This window comes from Rouxiella badensis (genome assembly GCF_026967515.2).
GTDB lineage: Bacteria > Pseudomonadota > Gammaproteobacteria > Enterobacterales > Enterobacteriaceae > Rouxiella > Rouxiella badensis.
Map to the genome: position 1 here is coordinate 1419673 of NZ_CP114062.1, position 18657 is coordinate 1438329.

Consider the following 18657-nt stretch of genomic DNA (forward strand, 5'->3'; position numbering starts at 1 on the left):
TATTTAAACTTAAAATTTAATTTTATTAGGTCCTGCCCTTGACTTGTCCGCTGCGCTTTGTCTCTAATGGACGGCATCGCAGCCGCGCCACGATGCGCCGTTTTCACAAGAAAATGTAATGTGAAATTTTGCTCATGCGTGGTGCGATTCAGAAATGAATTGCACCTTTTAAGAGCGAGGCTGAATCATTCCTGTCGTGCTTAACCAAGGGTAGACCTTTTTTATGAATAACATAGTCAGCGCAACTGAAGGCCCGGTACCGGTATTTGACGGACATAACGACGTTTTACTGCAACTTTGGTTAAATCATCGCCAAAATCCGCAACACGCGTTTCTGGAAGGTCCCGCCTGCGGGCAAATGGACCTGGCACGCTGCCGTGAGGCAGGCTTTGCCGGAGGCCTGTTCGCGGCCTATGTTCCCTCACCGAAGCTGCCTGACTTAACGGAAGAAGCAAGTATCGTGCCGGGTTCAGGAATTGATACTCGTTTCCTGTTGGAAGGTACTAATAAGCATCCCGATTTTTCTCCGACGCCAGATTTCAATTCTGCGCGTGACGTCACAATTGGCATGATGGCGTTTTTGCTGCGTATCGAAAAAGCCTCTGCGGGCGCGGTAAAAATTTGCCGCAGCGCGAAAGAAATCCGTGAGTCGATACAAAATCAATCATTAGCTGTGGTTATGCATATTGAAGGCGCCGAGGCGATTGACCCTGACCTCTATCTGCTGGACGTGTTCTACGCGATGGGGCTGCGTTCGATTGGCCCAGTCTGGAGCCGTCCGAACATCTTTGGGCACGGCGTGCCGTTCAAATTTCCGTCATCGCCAGACCTCGGACCGGGACTCACCGAGCTGGGGATTAAGCTGGTCAAGGCCTGTAATCAGAAACGCATCATGGTTGACCTGTCGCATCTGGATGAAAAAGGTTTCTGGCAGGTGGCAAAACACAGCGACGCACCGCTGGTGGCCAGCCACTCTAATGCCCATGCACTCAGCGCTCAGTCACGCAATCTGACCGACAAACAGCTCGAGGCGATTAAAGAGAGCGGCGGCTTTGTCGGCGTGAACTTTGGCATGTCATTCCTGCGCGAAGACGGGCAAAAATCCCCGGACGCCTCGGTGCTCGATATGGTGCGCCACGTCGATTACCTGGTCGAGAAACTCGGTGAAGACAAAGTGGGCTTTGGCTCAGACTTCGACGGCGTAACACTGACACCGGACATGGTCGATGTGCGCGGCCTGCGCAAGTTCGAAGCCGCGCTGCGCAAGGCGGGATATAACACTTCGCTGCTGGAGAAAATCTGCCATAAAAATTGGATTAGCGTGCTCGAAAGAACCTGGGGTGAGTAATTTAAGTTTATTATATTCAATAAATTAAGGTTGAAGCCCTGTTAAAGGGGCCGCGCAGAACAACCCCGACCGTCAGTTCTGCGCAACCCCATCGTTTCCTGCAAGAGCGTCTCCTCAAGGGGTGAGTGGGCCAGGGGTTCATTGCGCAGCAGGCCGCGGAGCAGGCGCGTGCAGGCCTTCTTCCTCGACAATCGCCGCTTTACCGCTCAGAACAAAGGCCGAAATGAGGGTGAACAGCAGCGCAATGCATCCCAGCATTAGATAAGAAGTTTTGAAACCATAGTTGACGTACATCAGACCTGCCGCATAAGACATACCTATCGCCGATAGCTGCTTGAAGAAGCAGTAACCCCACAGATAAATGGAGGCGGAAAGATTGACGTTAAATTGGGTGGTGATGTATTTGAAAATGCCCACCAGCAGGAACGGCACTTCAAACATATGCAGCGTCTTGAGTAAAATCACCGCCGTAACCGACTCCGCCTGCGACGAGCCTATAATCCGCACCGACATAATCAGTCCGGCAATCAGCAGCGCATTCTTGCCGCCAATGCGATTGATGATAAGCGGCGCAAAGAACATGATGAAAGCATTGAGAAACTCGCCTAGCGTGGTCACATATCCAAACGCCTGGGTACCGGCGTGCCTGTCGCGGAAGAAAGAGGTAAAGAAGTTGGCGAACTGCTGATCGTAGACGTCGTACACGCAGGCAACGCCAACGATATACATCACCAGATACCAAAATTTGCGCATTTTCAGCAGGCCAAGCGCCGTTTTTAGCTGCACCGGGTTATGGTTCAACGCCAGCCCGTCCGCCACTTTTAGCGTATTGCCTTTTTCCGGTTTGAAAAGATAGAGCAAGCCCGCCATGGCGAGCGCAAAGCTTGATGCCAGCCAAAAAGCAAACTGATTGTTGATGGTGAACATATAGCCGACGATAGAGGCGCAGATGGCCCAGCCAATGCAGCCAAACAGACGAGCGCGACCATACTCAAACTGGCTGCGGCGGCTGACTTTTTCGATGTAGGCTTCAATGGCCGGTGACCCACCGCTGCACACCACGCCCAGATAAATCCCGCACAGCAACGCGCCTAAAAAGAAGTTGCTTTGCAGTAACGGCGAGAACACATAGATAAACAGCGGGGCCAGAAACAGCAGCAGAAAGATAATCATCCAAAGCAGATGTTTCTTCAGTCCAAACTTGTCAGTGACGAAGCCAAATACCGGCTGAAATATCAGGGCAAACAGTGCCATGCTGGCGAAGACTACGCCAGTTTGTCGCTGGTCGAGATGATTGACGTCATGCAGCCAAATGGGGAAGAAAGGCATCACCGCGCCAATGATAAAGAAATAGAAAAAACAGAAGGCACCGAAGATCCAAAAATTTTTGTTTTTTAAATAGAACATGGTCCACCGTCCATTTTTGACGGCGCAGAACGGGCCTGCGCCTTATGGGTTTTGATGCAGTAACAGCTTGATTTAATGATTAATGATAGGCAGGGAGCCATGTGCCGTGCGCGTCGATAAGCTCGTCGCAAAGCTTACGAATGTCATCGATAGACAGCTCGGCAGAGGTATGCGGGTCGAGCAGCGCCGCGTGGTAAATAGCCTCACGTTTGCGGCTGACCGCTGCTTCAATGGTCAGTAACTGGGTATTGATATTGGTGCGGTTTAGCGCGGCGAGCTGCACCGGCAAATTACCGACGTAGCAAGGGCTGACTCCCTGACCGTCTACCAGGCAAGGGACCTCGACACAGGCCTCGGCGGGCAGGTTGGTTATCAGGCCGGTATTCAGCACGTTACCGCCAATCTTATAAGGTTTGTCGGTTTCAATCGCCTCAATGATGTAAGAGGCATATTCATGGCTGCGCTGGTGCGTCAGGTTGGCATCGTGGGTTAGCGCCAGTTTCTGCTGCTGCCACTTTTCAATCTGCTCAATGCAGCGGCGAGGATATTCATCGAGCGGAATATTGAAGCGCTCAATGAGTTGTGGATAGTGACGCTTAATCCAGTAGGGCATGTATTCAGCGTTATGTTCTGAGGATTCAGTGACATAGTAGCCAAAGGTCTTCATGATTTCGTGGCGCACCATGTCATCGTGCTTGCCCTCTAAGGCGTTGGCTCGACGCTTGATCTCTGGGTAAAGGTCCTCACCGTGGCGGCGAATATCCAGCAGCCATGCCATATGGTTAATGCCTGCGATATGGAACTGTACGCCATCGGTCGGCATCCCCACGCTTTGTAACAGCGTTTGCGCGCAGACCTGAACGCTGTGGCATAGCCCGACGGTTTTCACGCCGGTATGACGCAGCATGGCACCGGTCAAAGACGCCATGGGATTGGTATAGTTCAGCAGCCAGGCGTCAGGGCATACCGCCTCGATATCCCGTGCAAAATCAAACATCACCGGCAGCGTGCGCAGGGCACGGAAGATACCGCCAATTCCCAAGGTATCGGCGATGGTTTGCTGTAGGCCGTATTTTTTGGCGATGGCGAAATCGGTGATGGTGCAAGGGTCATAGCCACCGACCTGAATGGCATTCACCACGTAATCGGCATTCTTGAGTGCCGCGAGGCGATTCTCTACGCCGAGGTAGGGGGTGATTTTCGCCCGTCCGGCGTTGGTATTACGGTTGATATTGTTCAACATGGCCAACGATTCGCTGAGGCGCGCACCGTCAATATCGTATAACGCAATATCCACCTCTTTTAATGCCGGGGTCGCCATAATATCGCCCAACACGTTTTTGGCGAAGATGGTGCTGCCCGCGCCCATGAAAGTGACTTTTATCATTTAATCTCTCCACTGCTGCTGTTTTCGATTTGCTGAAACTACGCTGCAATGGCGGCGCGAGATATGGATGAATGTGACCTTGTTATGGTGAAAAATGACTCACCTCGAATAATGTGAGCGAGATCTTGATTTGATGACGGACGCCATAATTTGCCTCGACTACACTGCTAGAACAGGCAAGAAAATCACGGACGTCCACTGATGCATAAGACCTTTACGCTGAATCGCACAGACAATATCGAGTTGAATCTCTATCAGTACGGAGAGGAAGATTGCGATAAGGGACACCGATTTGGACCCGCTGTGCGTCAGCACTATCTATTTCATTATGTGATAAGTGGTGTCGGCGTTCTGCACAGTGAATACGGATCCTTTAGCGTTGCGGCGGGAGAAGGGTTTTTGATTCACCCGCACGACGTGACCACCTACTGTGCCGATGAACGTCGCCCCTGGCACTACATGTGGCTTGAGGTCGATGGGCTGGTGGCCAGCAAGATTTTTGCGGAGTGCGGGCTGAGTCGACAGTTTCCCGTTTATCGGCCCAATCGGCCTGAACAAGGCGCTGACGCCGAGCGCTGCCTGCGGCAGATCATTGCCGACGGGGATGGGCATCGCCTCAAGGTGCTGGGCCTGTGTTACCTGTTCTTTTCTGCACTGATTGGCAATACGCAGCAGGGTATGGCAGAGCAGCATAACGACAAAGCGCAGCACCTGCGTAAGGCAATCAAACAGATTGAAAACCGTTACCATGAAAACCTGACCATCGAGAGCCTGTCGGCTTATTGCAATATCAACCGCAGCTATCTCTGCCGCCTGTTTAAAAGCCAATACGGCATCGGCCCCAAGGAATATTTGCTTAATTTCCGTATGAGCATCGCGGTTAGCCTGTTGTGCAATCAACATACCGCCATCAAGGTGGTGGGAATATCGGTAGGTTATGAAAACCAGCTTCACTTTTCCAAGGCGTTCAAGCAGGTTCATGGCGTATCGCCGGCCAAATGGCGAGAGCAGAATCTTGGGCGGGAGCAGTAAAGGGGGGAGCAGTAGAGGGCGGGAATTTTTTGTGGCAGATTCACCCCCGCTTTCCCCTTTGTCGTGACGGGGAAAGCGGGGGCAGGGCTAAATATTCAACTCAGCGGCTATCAAGAAAAAAGCGTCTGCTTCAGTGCGCGTTCAACGCCTCGAAGTTCGGCCAGCCCGCGCAGTCGGCCAATGGCTGAATAGCCCGGGTTAGTTTTCTTTTTCAGGTCATCCAGCATCTGATGACCGTGATCGGGGCGCATCGGAATAGGGCGTAGATCCTGAGTGCGTTGGCGGCGCTGCTCTTCGGTCAGTATCGCTTTAATAACCGCCACCATATCCACATCACCGTCCAGATGGTCGGCCTCGTGGAAACTGCCCGGCGTCGCCTCGCGCGTGGTGGCACGCAGGTGAATAAAGTGAACGCGGTCGGCGAAGGCAGTAAACATCTTCACCAGGTCGTTATCCTCACGGACGCCGTATGAACCGGTACAGAAAGTGAAGCCATTGTGCACGCTGTCGACGGTGTCTTTCAGCCACTGCATATCTTCGAGGGTGGAGACGATGCGCGGCAGGCCGAGGATCGGACGCGGGGGATCGTCCGGGTGAACGGCAAGGCGCAGGCCGTGCTGCTCGGCAACCGGCACGATGGCACGCAGGAAGTGCGCCATGTTGTCACGCAGGCCCGCCTTGTCGATGCCGTCGTAGGTCGCCAGACGTGCGCGGAACTGCTCCAGGGTGTAGCCTTCTTCGGCACCCGGCAGGCCGGCAATAATATTGGCGGTTAACGTGTCTTTTTCCTGCTCGGACATCGCCGCAAAATACTCTGCCGCCTGCTGCTGTTCGAGGGAGGAGTAATCTTTTTTAGCCCCTTCACGTTGCAGAATATGCAGCTCGAAGGCCGCAAAGGCCGTCTGGTCAAAGCGCAGTGCGCGCGAGCCGTCTGGCAACAGATACCCGAGGTCGGTGCGGGTCCAGTCGAGCACCGGCATGAAGTTATAGCAAATAGTATCGATGCCGCAGGCCGCGAGGTTGCGCATCGACTGTTGGTAGTTGGCAATATGCTGTTCGCACTGTCCGCTGCGGGTTTTAATCTCTTCGTGAACCGGAATACTTTCGACCACCGACCAAACCAGGCCTTTCTCGGCCAGTTCCGCCTGACGCTGTTTGATTTCCTCAATCGGCCACACCTCACCGTTAGGAATGTGGTGCAGGGCGGTGACCACGCCGGTTGCGCCAGCCTGACGCACGTCATCCAACGAAACCAGGTCTTTTGGGCCATACCAGCGCCATGTTTGCTCCATGTTTTACTCCTTGTATTTCATCAGCGCCGCCGAGCGGTGGCGGCAAATGGGTCAGGCTGTTGCAGCCGATTCAATTGGGTTTTTAACGATAAAGAAATAGGACAGCGCACCGGCAAAGGTGACGCATGAGCACACCACTAACGCCCAGTTAAACGAGCCGGTGGTGTCGAGCACCCAACCGGTCACAATCGGCGCAAAAGAGGCAAAGATAAAGCTGCCAAAGTTCTGAATACTGCTGACTGAAGCCACCATGCGCGAAGGTGCGATAATCTGTACCAGCCCCCACGCAGAGGTGCCAGCAAAGTGGATAAAGAACAGCGCGAGGCTAATAAAGGCGACGGCTTCGGCAGTGCTCGAAGACTGGATAACCAGCAGAGTGCAGGCCGCCGAACACACCAGGCCAAAGCAAATCAGCGCCTTTCGGCTTCTTAACAGCGAGTAACCTTTATTGGCCAGTTTGTCTGCCACCACACCATTAACCAGCATGCCAAGCGAGCCAAACAGGAAGGGAATGGCCGCAACCCAGCCGGTGTTAGCCAGACTCAGACCGCGCTCGGCCTGCAAATAGCCGGGCAACCAGGCCAGATAGAGCCAGCCGGTGTAGTTAACGCCGCTGAAGCCTAAAATCATCCCCCAGACGCTGCGACGTTTAAACAATGAACCCCATTCACGCAGGCTAAGGCGGGTTTGGACCAGCGGTTTGCTGCCGCTGTCGAGATAGGCGGTGTCCTCGGCGCTAAGGCTGATTTGATCTCGATTGCGGTACCAGGCGTACCAGCAGAGCGCGATAGCGATGCCCGCCACGCCGATGATAACGAACATCATCCGCCAGCCGAACGCCAGCATCAGGGCGACCAAAATTGGCGGCGCGAACGCCTGACCGAGCGTGGTCGAGGAGTTGAAAATGCCCATCGGCAGGCCGCGTTTTTTGACGTTAAACCAGTCGTTCACCACCTTGACGCCGCTCGGCATAAACGGCGCTTCGCCGATGCCAAGCCCGATACGCAGCATAATAAAATGGCTGAAGCTGTTAACGCTGCCCGCCAGGGCCTGCATCACTGACCAGAACAGCAGGCCGCCGCCAAGCACTACGCGTGGGCCAAAACGGTCGAGCAGAATGCCGCTGGGCAGTTGTGAGATGCCGTAGGAGAGTGAAAACGCCGACAGCAGAAAGCCAAACTCGGTGGCCGAAAGTCCTAAATCACCGCGGATGGCCTGATTGGCAATCGACAGTGACCCGCGGTCGAGAAAATTAACGATCCCTGCCATGAACAGCAGGGTGAGGGAAAGGGTCTGAATGCGCTTTATTTTATTCGATCTGGCGAGTGTTTCCGGCAGCACGCTGTCCAGAGAAGAGGTTTGCATAGCCTGTCCTTACTTATGTTTTTTATCGTAGGGTCGGTCAGTAATAATAATCTTGTGGCCCAATCGTCTGCTGGTCAGGCCATCAGGCCTGTGTATAATTCAGCAGTCTGAAGTAAATTAATGTGATCCTTGCTGCAATATTGATCATCCAATAAATGGGGCAGTGCGCGACGAGTCGGGGGCTTAGGCGCTATGATAGACGCAGTCATATTGGCGCGGTATCGGTATCAGAGCCTGATAAATCAGCGCGATAGCAGAATCAAATTCGAGGAATAAAATGGAATTACCAACGCTAAAAGTGGAAAGGCTCTACCGTCAGATTTCCAATCTGCTGATCGGGTATATCAACGGCGGTGAATTTTTGCCGGGGCAGATGATTCCTTCTGAGCGTGATTTGGCGAAGCAGTTGGGCGTCAGCCGTTCATCGATTCGTGAGGCCCTGATTGCTCTTGAGATAACCGGCTGGGTGGAGATCCGCACCGGGAATGGCGTTTACGTCAATAATCCACTGCCGACGCAGTCGACCGCACCGGCAGAAGAGGAATTCAGCCTGCAATCGCTGGTGAAGGCTCGCCAGATTTATGAATGTACCACCGCCGAGCTTGCCGCCTTGAACGGCACCGACGATCAGCGCGAAAAGCTGGCTGAAATCAACCGTGAACTGACGCAGTTGAACATCAACAATCAGGATTTCTTGCAGGAGGATAAACGCTTTCACCTGATGATTAGCGAGATGACCGGCAATGAAGTGCTGCGCGATATGATGGAATATCTGTGGAACAAGCGTGAGTCGGCGCGCTTTGTCCGCCTGGAGGCACACTATGCCGAGACTGACTTTCCGCTGGAGATGAACGCCGACCACCAGGCCATCACCGATGCGATTCTGGCCCGTGACCCGACAGCGGCCAAGAAGGCGATGCAGCTGCATTTGCAACACGTCTATGACCGGTTATTTAATGAATAACCTTCCGCCTCCCTGAAGCGGCGGCGCGCATATTGACCCGAATCTCACTGACCTGCGGTGACTCATCGGGATTATACGGCCGCAGCTCCAGCGACTTTGGCAGTGTGGTGGTCATTGCCAAGGCTTAGCAGGCTTATTTATAAACCTGTTCACCCCAATGCAGCATCCCGCCCAGCATCTGCTTTAACACTGCCTGTAAGGGCTCGGCTTTTTGCGGCGCATAGGGGTACGGCTCAATCTCTTCCATATAGTTACACTGCGCCAGCTCAAGCTGAACGGCGTGCAGGTGCTGGTTGGGCTGGCCGTAGGCGCGGGTGATGTATCCGCCTTTAAAGCGGCCGTTGAGCACGTGGGTGAATTTATCCTGCGCGGTGCAGCAGCCCTCTACCACGTCGCTGAGTCCCGATGCACAGCTAAGCCCACCGTTGGTGCCGAGGTTCAGGTCCGGCAGTTTACCCTCGAACAGGCGTGGGATAACCGAGGCGATAGAGTGTGCGTCAAACAGCATGGCGTAGCCGTGCAGTTGCTTGAGGCGGGCCAGTTCCTGCTGGATCTTTTGATGGTAGGGCTGCCAGATATCGTTCAGATAACCTTGACGTTGTTCGTCGCTCGGCTGCTGGCCTTCTTTGAAGGTCGCACGACCGTCGAACAGGGTATCGGGATACAGCCCGGTGGTGGCCGTGGTGTAAAGCGGTTTGTCATCGGCCGGGCGATTGAGGTCAATCACAAAGCGCGAATATTGGCCGATGATCATGCTCGCGCCCAGCGCCTTGGCAAAATCGTAGAGCTGCGGAATATGCCAGTCGGTATCGGAAAGCGGCAGCGCGGCGTCGGTCAGGCCGCTAGCGACTTCAGGCGTAAGATGGGTCCCGGCGTGGGGAATACTGATCAGCAGCGGCGCGCTGCCCTGAATAAATTCAAACGGATCGGCAAGACTCATAAACGAATTTCTCCTCGATAAACCACGGTGCAGGGCAGTTGCCCCCCCAGCCAATAAACCAGTTCAGCCGGACGCGCGAGCGGCCAGTGTACAAAATCGGCCACCTTTCCGCTTTCCAGCGTGCCGTGCGTTTCCTGTAATCCTAGCGCCTTCGCCCCGTGGCAGGTGATACCGGCCAGCGCTTCTTCCGGCGTCATGCGAAACAGCGTGCAGGCCATATTGAGCATCAGGCGCAGCGACAGTGCGGGCGAAGTCCCGGGATTAGCGTCACTCGCCAGCGCCATCGGCACACCGTGACGACGGAACAGCTCAACCGGTGGACACTGGGTTTCACGCAGCAGGTAATAGGCGCCCGGCAACAACACCGCGACGGTGCCGCTTTCTGCCATCGCCTCAGCGTCAGACTCGGTGGCGTATTCCAGATGATCGGCGGAAAGCGCGTGATGCTTCGCCGCGAGGGTGCTGCCGTGCAAGGATGAGAGCTGTTCTGCGTGCAGCTTGACCGGCAGTCCCAGTGATGCGGCGGCGTTAAACACGCGCTCAACCTGGGCGGGTGAAAAGGCCAGATGTTCGCAGAAAGCGTCGACCGCATCGGCAAGATTTTCCTGTGCCACCTGAGGCAGCAGGGTATCGCAGATCAGGTCAATATAATCATCGGCCCGCCCCTTGAACTCTGGCGGCACGGCGTGAGCGGCTAAGCAGGTTGATTTGACCTCAACCGCCTGCGTCGCGCCCAACTCGCGGATCGCTTGCAGCATTTTCAGTTCGCTTTCAACGCTTAACCCATATCCGGATTTTATTTCAATGCAGGTTACGCCTTCTGCCAGCAGCGGACGCAGGCGAAATTCGGCTTGCTCAAGCAACTGTGAGTGGCTGGCATCGCGGGTGGCGTTGACGGTGGAAAGAATGCCGCCGCCCTGAGCGGCAATTTCGGCATAGCTAACGCCGTTGAGGCGCTGTTCGAATTCGGCGCTACGGTCACCGCCAAAGACTAAATGGGTATGACAGTCGATAAAACCGGGGGTCACGATGCCGCCGCCAAAGTCGGTGCGCTGGGGGGCCGAAAAGTCCGGGCATTCGCTGAGCGGGCCGATCCACAGGATCTTGCCGTCTTTAACCGCAAGCGCGCCGTTTTCGATGATGTTGTAGCGCCCGTCGCGCAGGGTGACGAAATCCGCCCCAAACCACAGGCTGTCGCAGGGGGTTTTACCCGCGAAAGGGGACGCTGAATGCAAGGGTGCCGCCATGAGAATCTCCTGACTGAACGTATCTTGTATAGACAACCACAGGCAAGCTAACGCATAAAATCCCGGGCGGCAAGCGGGAGAGCGATAGCTTTTTCTTATTTCTCAATCTACTGGCCGCCGTGCACAATGGCTTAGCCGTGGCTGGTAAAGCGGCCAAACAGCTGATAGCGCGAGCCGGGATACAGCAGTCTCGCCGAGGTTACCACCTGATTACCGCTCCAGGTGCGACGATGAATCAGCAGGCAAGGCTCGTGCTCTTTGAGCTGCAAATGACCGCTCTGCTCGGCGCTGGCGCTAACCGCCTCCACGCGATGCTCGCCGGAGGTCAGCGGGGCAACCTGCATCAGGTAGTCATAGGGCAGCCGGTTGTTGAAGACGTGCTGTAAGTAATCGGGTGCGGTTTTTGGATTCACGCAGCGTTCTTCAATCTGCACCGGGACGTCATTCTCGTAATGAACGATCTGTGAATAAAACAGGGAGTCGCCGCGTGCAATGCCGAGCTGCAACGCCTGTTCGGCATCCGCCGCGCGAGCTTCACAAATCAGAATTTTGCTGCTGTGGCGGTGGCCGCGCTCGGCGATTTCATCGGCAATGTTGTGCACCTCAAGCATCGGCGTGTAGGCCTTGGCCTCGGCAACGAAGGTACCCACCCCTTGCATGCGGATCAGGAACCCTTCGCTGGTCAGCTCACGCAGTGCGCGGTTGATGGTCATGCGGCTGACGCCAAGTTCGTTGACCAGTTCACTCTCCGACGGCACGCGCTGATGAGGTTGCCATACGCCGGTGCGAATCTGGCCGATAATCGCCTGCTTCACGCGCTGATAAATCGGTGCCGGTGTATCGCTAATCGCCGCAGAGAGCTGCGACAGAATTTGCTGTGACACCACCTGTTGTTCCGACAACGATTGGTCAGACATGCCACTTACCTCACTATTATTAAAATTTTCTTCAAAAATCCAAGGTCTGGAGTTTACAGTTCTCAGCGCCGTATGTATATGTATAGACAAGCTGATGAATAAAATCTCAAAAGTTGCTTAAAATTTCTATTTTGCTGTTTTTAACACACTGAATCAGGAAGGCAGCCATGCCCGTATATTTCGCTTCCCGCGCCTTATTGCCTGACGGCTGGGCCAGGGATGTCCGTCTCGTGGTCAGCAGTGACGGTTTTATCACTGAAGCGCTGCCAAACTCCAGCGCCGATGACGCGAGGGTCTTGCCGGGGCCGGTGATTCCTGGCATGCCGAATCTGCATTCTCACGCCTTTCAGCGGGTGATGGCCGGGCTCGCTGAAGTGGCGGGTAATCCGCAGGACAGCTTCTGGACCTGGCGTGAGCTGATGTATCGCATGGTTGGTCGCCTGACGCCCGAACAGGTCGGCGTCATCGCCCGTCAGCTGTACATCGAAATGCTCAAGGGCGGCTATACCCAGGTCGCCGAATTCCACTATTTGCATCATGACCCGCAGGGCAAGCCCTACGCCAATGCGGGTGAGATGACCGCCGCGCTCAGCCACGCCGCCGTGCAGGCGGGGATCGGGCTGACCCTGCTGCCGGTGCTCTACAGCTATGCCGGGTTTGGCGCTCAGCCGCCGCAGCCGGGCCAGCGTCGTTTCATTCAGGACGCCGACAGCTATCTTCGTCAGCAGCAGACTATTGCCTCACAGATTAACGGGTTTGCCACGCAGAATCAGGGGCTGTGCTTCCATTCGCTGCGCGCGGTGTCGCTCGAGCAGATGCAGCTGGTGCTGGCCGCCAGCGACAGTGATTTACCGGTGCATATTCATATCTCCGAACAGATCAAAGAGGTCAACGACTGCCTCGCGTGGAGCGGTCAGCGGCCTATTGCCTGGCTGTTTAATCATTTTGAGGTCGATGCACGCTGGTGTCTTATCCACGCCACGCATCCCGACGGCTCCGAGCTTAAACAGCTGGCTCAGAGCGGGGCGGTCGCGGGTCTTTGTCCAACCACCGAAGCCAATCTGGGCGACGGCATCTTCCCGGGCGTGGATTACCTCGCCCTCGGCGGCCGGTGGGGTATAGGTTCAGACAGCCATGTTTCTCTCAACGTAGTCGAAGAACTGCGCTGGTTGGAATATGGTCAGCGCCTGCGCGATACGCGACGCAATCGTCTGACCACCGCCGAGCAACCCTCGGTGGGCGACCTGCTTTATACGCAGGCGTTAGCCGGTGGCGCACAGGCCTGCGCGATAGCAATCGGTCAACTTGCGGCCGGTTATCGTGCGGACTGGCTGGTGCTGGACCCAGACTGCCCGTATCTGGCCGCGGCAGACGACGGCCAATTGCTCAATCGTTGGTTATTTGCGGGCAATGCCTCACAAATTAAGGACGTATGGGTGGCGGGAGAGGCTAAAATTATTGCAGGCCGTCATCCGCAGCAGGCAGAGGCGGCGGCCGACTTTCTCGCCTTGCTAAAACTCCTGGGCCAGGAGTAGGAGCCACTATGCGTTTCCACGATTCATTAACCTTTTTCAGCATCGACAGCCTGCCTGTCACACCCTGGCGCAACGGCGGTGGCGAAACCCGCGAAATTATCAGCATGCCGCAGGACGCCAAAGACTTTAACTGGCGCGCCAGCGTTGCCACCATTGCGCAGGACGGCCCGTTCTCGGCGTTTCCTGGCATCGACCGCTCCATTACCTTACTGACCGGCGAGGGCGTACACCTGTTTGCCGAAGGGCAGGTGGATCACCTGCTCACCACGCCCGGCGAACCTTTTGCCTTTTCCGGCGAAGTGCCACTGACCTCGACGCTTATCGGCGGGACCACCACCGATTTCAATATTATGACCCGTCACGGCACTTGCCGTTCGGTGGTCAGCCGCAAGGAGTACGACTTCTGCGCGCCGCTGTTGATGGGAGGCGTGTTGCTGGTGCTCAAGGGCGAATGGCTGTTGCAGGACGAAAAGCGGCTAACCGCTAATCAGGGAGTGGTGTGGAGCAACACGCAGGACGTCACGCTCGAACTGCTGTTGCGCGCCAGGAGTGTCGATAGCCTGCTGCTGTGGGCGGCGATTTTGCCGCTGTGAGCAGAAAGCCATGCGCCAAAATAGCGCGCATGCTGCACCGAATTAATCTCCTTGCCGGATAAGTCTGGTGGATAAACACCCAATAAGGTGGCTGAGAGCCGGTAATTCAATCACCAGCCCGTTTTTTACGACCTTTCTGACGCGGTCAAAAGTGGCATAAAGTTTGCTGAATCTATAAACCAGCTTGTATAGACAAGAATAGACAGTGGCACGGCTCTCCTCTTCGGCGAGCCATTATTCCAAGACAGGACCTTTCGACGGGAGTGGCAAATGAACAACGTGTTTTCTAAAGCCGGAATGAAAAAATCCTTCACCTTATTGAGTCTGGCGGTGGCGCTGGGGGGCATTAGCGCAGGCGCGGCACAGGCGGCGGATACTCCGGTCGCTATTGGTATTTCTGGCTGGACGGGTTTTGCTCCTCTCACGCTTGCCGACAAGGCGGGCATCTTTAAGAAAAACGGCCTCGACGTCACCCTGAAGAGTGTCCCTCAGCAGTCACGCCATCTGGCGATTGCCTCGGGTTCCTTGCAGTGTGCGGCCACCACCGTTGAAACCTATCTGACCTGGAACGCAGCCGGTGTCGCTATCAAGCAGATAGTGCAGCTCGACAAGTCCTACGGTGCGGACGGCATCGCGGTGCGTCAAGGCATCAACAAGATTTCAGACCTGAAGGGTAAAACCATCAGCGTTGACGCCCCCGGTACGTCTTCCTATTTCCTGCTGGCCTGGATGCTGGATAAAAACGGCATGAGCGTCAAGGACGTCAAGTTGGCGACGCTGGGGCCTGACGCCGCCGCGCACGCTTTTATCGCTGGTCAAAATGATGCCGCGGTGACCTATGAGCCGTATCTTTCCACCATTCGCCAGAGCCCGGACAAGGGCAAGATCCTCGCCACCACGCTGCAATACCCGATGGTGATGGATACCCTGGGCTGTACGCCGAGCTTCCTCGAGAAAAATCCCAAGGCGGCTCAGGCGCTGGTCAACAGCTACTTTGAAGCGCTGGACATGATCAAGAAAGACCCCGAAAAATCTAACGAAATCATGGGTGCGGCGGTGAAGGAAACCGGCAAGCAGTTTGCCGAGGAGTCGAGCTATCTGCGCTGGCAAGATCTCAACCAGAACAAACAATTCTTCAGCGGTGAGATAACCCGCTTCAGCCAAGAGGCGGCAACGCTGCTGACGGAGATGAAGATTCTGCGTAAAACGCCCGATATCAGTACCTTGTTCGATCCTCAGTACGTTAATAACGCCACGGTTGCGAAATAGTCATGAAGGGAGCGTTGATGCAAAGTCCTATTACTCATGCACCGCAGGAACCCTCCGAGTCAGTTCAACGCGAGCCGGGACCTATGCCGGCGAGCAAAAAGGTCTGGCATAACCCGATGATGGTTCCGCTGCGGCCCGTGCCCAGCCGCCAACGCTGGTTTTTGGGTTTCTGCTTCTTTGTGGTGTTTTTCGTCGCCTGGGCGCTGGTCACCTTCACCGGCGTGGTGTCGCCGACGTTTTTAGCGAATCCTGCCAGTATGCTGGAAGAGGGCTGGCTGCTGTTTACCCAGTTCGACTTCGCCAATGATATCGGCATGACGGTGATGCGGGTGTTGGGCGGCTTTGTTCTGGCGTCAATAATTGCCGTTCCGCTGGGGATAATGATGGGCTCTTACAAGCTTATCGAGGCCTTCTTCGAGCCGTTCGTCTCTTTTTGCCGCTATCTTCCCGCCTCGGCGTTTGTCCCGCTGCTTATCCTGTGGGCCGGTATCGGCGAGATGCAAAAAATACTGGTTATCTTCATCGGCTCATTCTTCCAGATAACCCTGATGGTGGCCGTGACGGTGGGCGCAGCGCGTCGCGACCTGGTTGAAGCGGCATATACGCTGGGGGCAACCAATCGCAGCGTGGTGCGTCGGGTTATTATTCCCGGTGCCGCACCGGAGATTGCCGAGTTGCTGCGTCTGGTGCTCGGCTGGGCATGGACCTACGTTATCGTCGCCGAGCTGATTGGCTCCTCAAGCGGGATAGGCCACATGATTGTCGACAGTCAGGCGATGCTCAACACAGGACAAATGATCTTCGGCATTATCGTCATTGGCTGCATTGGCCTGCTGTCGGACTTCCTGTTTAAAGCCGCCAACCGTCGCCTGTTTGTCTGGAGCGCATTTAAATGAATAAACCCAAGCTGAGCGTGCGACAGGTTGAACGCATCTTCACCGGCCCGAAGGGCGAGAAAACGCAGGCGCTGCTGCCGGTGGATTATCAGGTCAATGAAAACGATTTTATCACCATCCTCGGGCCTTCGGGCTGCGGCAAATCGACGCTGCTGCGCATTGTTGCCGGCCTCGACCAGCCAACGCGTGGCGAGGTGTGGTTGGACGGCGAACGGGTAGAAGGGCCGGGGGCCGATCGCGGCATGGTTTTCCAGAGCTACACGCTGTTCCCGTGGCTCAGCGTGCAGCAAAACATCTGTTTCGGCCTCGAAGAGCGCGGGGTGAGCAAAGCGGCACAAAAGGAGCGTAGCGACTACTTTATTAACAAGGTCGGGCTGCGTGGTTTCGAGCATCACTTCCCGCGTCAGCTGTCGGGCGGTATGCAGCAGCGTACTGCCATCGCCCGTGCGCTGGCCAATGACCCAAAAATCCTGCTGATGGACGAACCGTTCGGCGCGTTGGACAACCAGACCCGAGTGATGATGCAGGAACTGCTGCTGTCGATTTGGGAGTCGTCGCGCAAAACCGTGCTTTTCGTGACGCACGATATCGACGAGGCGATTTTTATGGCCAATAAGGTCGCGATTTTCAGCGCACGGCCGGGAAGAATCAAGACCGAGGTGGCGGTGGATTTTCCGCATCCTCGTGAGTATCGACTCAAAACCTCGCCGGAATTCATGGCATTAAAGGCCAGAGTAACGGAAGAAATACGCGTCGAGACGCTACAGGCGCAAGAGCACTAGCTTCATGGTAACCGCTTTACAGTCACCTATTTACGGCGGGAGTTTTCCGCAAACGAACCGATATCCCGGGCGGTCAGCCGTCCCGGGAATTTGTTTCACTTAACTTGTCTATACAGGAATAGATTATGGCTTCTTCATCCAAAGATATGACACTTTGCCATCTGCAACCCGGTCAGGTTGATTTGGCCACGCTGCGTAAAATTTATCAGGGCAATGTGCGCATAGAACTGGCTGATTCGGCGCGCGCCGATGTGCTGGCATCGCAGGAAACTGTGCAGCGCATTGTCGAGCAGGGACGCGTGGTTTACGGCATTAACACCGGTTTTGGCAAGCTTGCCCAAACCATGATCCCGGCCGAACGTCTGGCCGAACTACAGCGCAATCTGGTGCTGTCGCACAGCGTAGGGATTGGCGAAGACCTGCCGGACAACGTGGTACGCCTGGTGATGGCAACCAAGGTACTCAGCCTGTCTCGCGGCCATTCCGGTATCCGCATTGAGGTTATCGAGGCGCTGATTGCGTTGTTCAACGCGGGCGTGATGCCGTGCATTCCCGAAAAAGGCTCGGTCGGGGCATCGGGTGATTTAGCGCCGCTGGCGCACCTTTCCCTGATGCTGATTGGTGAGGGTCAGGTCCGCGTTAACGGCGTGAAAATATCTGCGGTGGAAGGGCTGGCGACTGTCGGCCTCAAACCTTTCGTGCTGGGGCCTAAAGAGGGTCTGGCGCTGCTCAACGGTACGCAGGTTTCGACCTCGCTGGCGCTGCGTGGTTTGTTTGAGGGTGAGCGTGTTTTCGCCGCCGGACTGGTGGCCGGTGCGCTGTCGCTCGAGGCGATTAAAGGTTCAGTCAAACCTTTGGATGCGCGTATTCACGAAGCCCGTGGACAAGAGGGACAAATCGCGGTGGCGGCGGCCGTCTCCAGGCTGCTGGCAGGGAGTGACATTGTCACCTCTCACGCGAACTGCGGGCGTGTGCAGGACCCGTATTCGATTCGCTGTGTGCCGCAGGTGATGGGCGCCTGCCTCGATAATCTCAAGCATGCTGCGCGAATTCTGCAAATTGAAGCCAACGCCGCGTCCGACAACCCGCTGGTGTTTGAGAACGGCGACGTGATTTCTGGCGGTAACTTCCACGCTGAACCGGTGGCCTTCGCCGCCGACATTATTGCGCTGGCGGTGGCCGAGATTGGGGCCATCTCTGAACGCCGCCTCGCGCTGCTGCTCGACACCGGTCTCTCTGGTCTGCCGCCGTTCCTGGTGCACGACGGTGGCGTCAACTCCGGCTTTATGATTGCGCAGGTGACCGCTGCCGCGCTGGCCTCCGAGAATAAATCGCTGGCGCATCCCGGCAGCGTAGACAGTCTGCCGACCTCCGCCAATCAGGAAGACCACGTGTCGATGGCGACCTATGCGGCCCGCCGTCTGGGGGATATGTGCTTTAACACCGCTGTAGTGGTCGGCATTGAGGCGATGGCCGCCGTGCAGGGCATCGATTTCAACCGTCCGCTGCGCAGCTCCGAGATTATCGAAGGTGAAATCAACGCCGTACGCGAGAAGGTGGCCTTCCTCGAGCGCGACCGCCTGATGGCGCCGGATGTCGAAAATATGCGCCTGTGGGCCAGCCGTGAACACTGGCCTGAGCCGATTCAGTCCCTGCTGCCAAGCTTTCGTTAATCTTAAAAAA

At 55.8% G+C, this 18657-nt stretch carries 16 protein-coding genes; 9 read left to right on the top strand and 7 right to left on the bottom strand.

The window, feature by feature from the left end; all coding sequences use genetic code 11:
- Positions 1-223 precede the first annotated feature (223 nt).
- Positions 224-1348 (top strand): dipeptidase, encoded by a 1125-nt coding sequence (locus O1V65_RS06795; protein ID WP_084912710.1) that lies wholly within the window; start codon positions 224-226, stop codon positions 1346-1348.
- 138 nt (positions 1349-1486) lie between these two features.
- Here O1V65_RS06795 and O1V65_RS06800 read toward each other — a convergent pair whose 3' ends face one another.
- Positions 1487-2755, bottom strand: coding sequence for an MFS transporter (locus tag O1V65_RS06800; RefSeq protein ID WP_084912709.1), 1269 nt, complete (start codon positions 2753-2755; stop codon positions 1487-1489).
- Between the two features lie 79 nt (positions 2756-2834).
- Entirely contained in the window at positions 2835-4142 is a 1308-nt protein-coding gene (gene melA, locus O1V65_RS06805) for an alpha-glucosidase/alpha-galactosidase (protein ID WP_269130340.1), read from the bottom strand.
- 201 nt (positions 4143-4343) lie between these two features.
- Between melA and O1V65_RS06810 the strand changes: the two genes are divergently transcribed.
- The gene (locus O1V65_RS06810; protein WP_017491181.1) at positions 4344-5174 is read left to right on the top strand and encodes an AraC family transcriptional regulator; all 831 of its coding nucleotides are present in this window, start codon (positions 4344-4346) and stop codon (positions 5172-5174) included.
- Between the two features lie 110 nt (positions 5175-5284).
- Here the strand turns inward: O1V65_RS06810 and uxuA are convergent, their stop codons facing one another.
- A complete protein-coding gene (uxuA, locus tag O1V65_RS06815) occupies positions 5285-6466 on the bottom strand; it encodes a mannonate dehydratase (protein WP_017491180.1) in 1182 nt (393 codons plus the stop codon).
- 51 nt (positions 6467-6517) lie between these two features.
- Positions 6518-7831, bottom strand: coding sequence for an MFS transporter (locus tag O1V65_RS06820; protein WP_017491179.1), 1314 nt, complete (start codon positions 7829-7831; stop codon positions 6518-6520).
- A gap of 277 nt (positions 7832-8108) precedes the next feature.
- On the opposite strand from O1V65_RS06820, the gene O1V65_RS06825 reads away from it, so the two are divergent.
- Complete coding sequence (locus tag O1V65_RS06825) at positions 8109-8795, top strand: FadR/GntR family transcriptional regulator (RefSeq protein ID WP_084912706.1); 687 nt, start codon at positions 8109-8111, stop codon at positions 8793-8795.
- Positions 8796-8928: 133 nt separating this feature from the next.
- Here O1V65_RS06825 and hutG read toward each other — a convergent pair whose 3' ends face one another.
- From hutG to hutC, 3 genes are all read right to left on the bottom strand, one after another.
- On the bottom strand, positions 8929-9735 hold the full coding sequence (gene hutG, locus O1V65_RS06830) for an N-formylglutamate deformylase (protein WP_084912705.1): 807 nt from the start codon (positions 9733-9735) through the stop codon (positions 8929-8931).
- On the bottom strand, positions 9732-10982 hold the full coding sequence (gene hutI / locus O1V65_RS06835) for an imidazolonepropionase (protein WP_017491176.1): 1251 nt from the start codon (positions 10980-10982) through the stop codon (positions 9732-9734). Before hutI ends, hutG begins: the two co-directional genes overlap by 4 nt.
- A gap of 131 nt (positions 10983-11113) precedes the next feature.
- A complete protein-coding gene (hutC, locus tag O1V65_RS06840) occupies positions 11114-11899 on the bottom strand; it encodes a histidine utilization repressor (RefSeq protein ID WP_017491175.1) in 786 nt (261 codons plus the stop codon).
- 167 nt (positions 11900-12066) lie between these two features.
- Here hutC and O1V65_RS06845 point away from each other — a divergent pair, with 167 nt between their 5' ends.
- From O1V65_RS06845 to hutH, 6 genes are all read left to right on the top strand, one after another.
- A complete protein-coding gene (locus O1V65_RS06845) occupies positions 12067-13434 on the top strand; it encodes a formimidoylglutamate deiminase (protein WP_165429569.1) in 1368 nt (455 codons plus the stop codon).
- An 8-nt stretch (positions 13435-13442) separates the two neighbouring features.
- Complete coding sequence (locus O1V65_RS06850) at positions 13443-14027, top strand: HutD/Ves family protein (RefSeq protein ID WP_017491173.1); 585 nt, start codon at positions 13443-13445, stop codon at positions 14025-14027.
- Positions 14028-14297: 270 nt separating this feature from the next.
- Positions 14298-15296, top strand: coding sequence for an ABC transporter substrate-binding protein (locus O1V65_RS06855; protein ID WP_017491172.1), 999 nt, complete (start codon positions 14298-14300; stop codon positions 15294-15296).
- An 83-nt stretch (positions 15297-15379) separates the two neighbouring features.
- On the top strand, positions 15380-16192 hold the full coding sequence (locus O1V65_RS06860) for an ABC transporter permease (protein WP_420066652.1): 813 nt from the start codon (positions 15380-15382) through the stop codon (positions 16190-16192).
- Entirely contained in the window at positions 16189-16974 is a 786-nt protein-coding gene (locus O1V65_RS06865; RefSeq protein WP_017491170.1) for an ABC transporter ATP-binding protein, read from the top strand. The genes O1V65_RS06860 and O1V65_RS06865 overlap by 4 nt, the downstream gene beginning before the upstream one ends.
- Before the next feature lie 125 nt (positions 16975-17099).
- On the top strand, positions 17100-18647 hold the full coding sequence (gene hutH, locus O1V65_RS06870; RefSeq protein ID WP_084912701.1) for a histidine ammonia-lyase: 1548 nt from the start codon (positions 17100-17102) through the stop codon (positions 18645-18647).
- Positions 18648-18657: the final 10 nt, after the last annotated feature.